At 49.5% G+C, this 2,588-nt stretch carries 2 protein-coding genes; both read left to right on the top strand.

What is annotated here, in order from left to right:
* Positions 1–334: 334 nt before the first annotated feature.
* A complete protein-coding gene (locus H6F50_RS00265) occupies positions 335–1,639 on the top strand; it encodes a homoserine dehydrogenase (RefSeq protein WP_190424997.1) in 1,305 nt (434 codons plus the stop codon).
* Positions 1,640–1,671: 32 nt separating this feature from the next.
* On the top strand, positions 1,672–2,588 hold a 917-nt coding region (locus H6F50_RS00260; protein WP_242028839.1), incomplete at its 3' end, for a M23 family metallopeptidase.

Below are 2,588 nucleotides of genomic sequence, written 5' to 3'. Positions count from 1 at the left end.
GGATTGGGAACTTCCTGAACGGTTAAAGCCTTGCTGACGACTGGGAAGGCAGCAACGGTGAAACTCGCAAAACCAGCAAGAGCAATTTGTTTGAGCATAAGCGATCGCAACTCAACAACTGTAATGGGTGCCATCACCTCTAGAATGTCTCAGGTGGATCGGCAATTCGGTTCACTCTTTTGCTCAGTTTTTGGCTCACTGTTCGGGGCGATGATGGGAAGGGTGTTGGTAGCATCCCCTGTGTTAGCATTGCCAACGCGATGGAGGCAGAGCCGAAAAGCTAAATTACAAGTAAATTACAAGCGCTGTAGAGTTAAAATTCAGGATAACGGTTGTGGCTTTTAAAATTGGATTACTGGGACTGGGGACAGTCGGCACGGGTACGGCACAAATTTTGCTAGATCCGCAAGGGCGTCATCCGCTGCTGCAAGAAATAGAAGTTTATCGGGTGGGAGTGCGATCGCTAGATAAGCCCCGACTCGTAGAAATGTCAGAAAGCTTGCTGACGACCGATTTGGAATCGATTGTTACCGACCCCCATGTGGATATTGTGGTAGAGGTGATGGGAGGCTTAGAACCCGCGCGATCGCTCATCCTCAAAGCGATCGCCAATGGTAAGCACGTTGTCACGGCAAACAAGGCGGTGATTTCTCGCTACGGTGATGAAATTTTTACGGCGGCGAATCAAGCAGGCGTCTATGTGATGCTAGAGGCAGCCGTTGGGGGCGGCATCCCGGTGATTCAACCCCTGAAGCAGGCGCTAAGTGTCAACCGGATTCATTCGGTGACTGGCATTGTCAATGGCACCACGAACTACATCCTCAGTCGGATGCAAACCGAGGGGGGTGAATTTAACGAGATTCTGGCAGATGCCCAGCAGTTGGGCTATGCAGAAGCCGATCCAACGGCTGATGTAGACGGTTTAGATGCTGCTGACAAGATGGCGATTTTGGCTTCCTTAGCGTTTGGGGGACGCATCAAGCTGCCAGAAATATACTGTGAGGGGATTTCTAAGGTCAGCGCCGCCGATATTGCCTATGCGGAAAAACTCGGCTTTACGATCAAATTATTAGCGATCGCTAAACAAGATTTACCGGCATCGGAGAAAGGGACTTCTCTACAAGTCAGAGTTCATCCGACTCTCGTACCCAAAACTCACCCGCTTGCCAGTATTAGCGGCGTCTATAACGCAATTCTCGTAGAAGGCGAACCGATTGGGCAGGTGATGTTTTACGGACGAGGGGCGGGTTCCGGGCCTACTGCCAGCGCCGTTGTCTCGGATATTTTAAATATTGCTGCCATTTTGAAAAGTGGTGGAGATGCTGCCAAACTGCATCCCCTATTAAGCTGTTCCCATCAAGATTACTGCGCGATCGCCCCGATGGAGGAGCTAGTTACGCGGTTTTACGCTCGTTTCTTGACACGGGATCGTCCGGGCGTTATTGGTAAGTTGGGCACCAGTTTCGGCAATTACCAGGTGAGTCTTGAATCTGTGGTGCAAACTGGTATCCACGGCGAACTTGCCGAAATTGTCGTCGTGACTCACGATGTCCGGGAAGGCAACTTTCGACAAGCTCTGGATGAAATTCGCACGTTAGATACGATAGATAGTATTCCCAGCATTTTGCGAGTTTTATGAGGAGACAAGTGGCGAAAGGTGTAGAGAGGCGAATGAATACAGCTTCCCTAAAATACAGCGATCGCTCCTGTTTTATCCGCTTTGGTTTAAGCGCAGCGGTGCGTCAGCGCGGGGGTTGGGGGAATCTCAAATATGGCATCAAAAAAGCGAACGGATATTGCGATCGCATCTTAGAAATGTTAGGAAAAAAGCAAAAATTCAGCTTTTTCTTCCTCCTTCCGGTTTCTTTTTGCCTTTTTTCGGCGGTATCTTCAAAATCCTCTGTAGCTGAAGACAATCTCGCTGTACCTACCCTTTTATCGCCTCCTGCAACTGAGGGGAAGGGTGACAAGCAAATGTGCCCACCGCCAGTTTTAGAACGCTTGATTCGCCACAAAGTTGCCGCTGGTGAAACTTTAGAAAGTATTGCCAGCCAATACAATCTCATTCCTGCTACTTTGCTCGGCATCAATCCGTCTTTGCGGCAAGGCCAAGCACCCGTAGGGGCAGAAATTTTGATTCCGCCTTACAATGGCATTCGCGTCGAAGTTCCGGCTAGGAAAACTTGGCAAGATGTAGCCAAAACCTACCGAATTCGTGCCGATGTACTCTATGAGGCGAACGGTTGCCAGAAAAATCCTAGAGTTGTATTCATCCCTGGGGTAAATTGGTCGCCTGTAAGTCTGGCTGGACGTAACAACCGAAAACTAGCCCATTATCCCTTACCCGCAACGACAGCGATCGCACTGGGTTATGGTTGGCAGCTAAATCCTCGTAGCAATCAAGTTGCTTTTCACAGCGGTATTGATTTGTTGGCAGAAGTCGGGACACCCGTGCTAGCAGTGGATAAGGGAACTGTAGCCTTTATTGGCGATCGCGGAGATTCTGGCAATTTAGTCGTTATTAATCATCCGGGAGGACGCCAAACCCGTTATGCTCACCTTGCAACCATTGATGTTAGTCGTGGTAA

The sequence above is a fragment of the Coleofasciculus sp. FACHB-712 genome (assembly GCF_014695635.1).
Lineage (GTDB): Bacteria > Cyanobacteriota > Cyanobacteriia > Cyanobacteriales > FACHB-T130 > FACHB-T130.
Note: the sequence above shows the minus strand (reverse complement) of the source record. Positions and strands in the feature narration are given on the sequence as shown.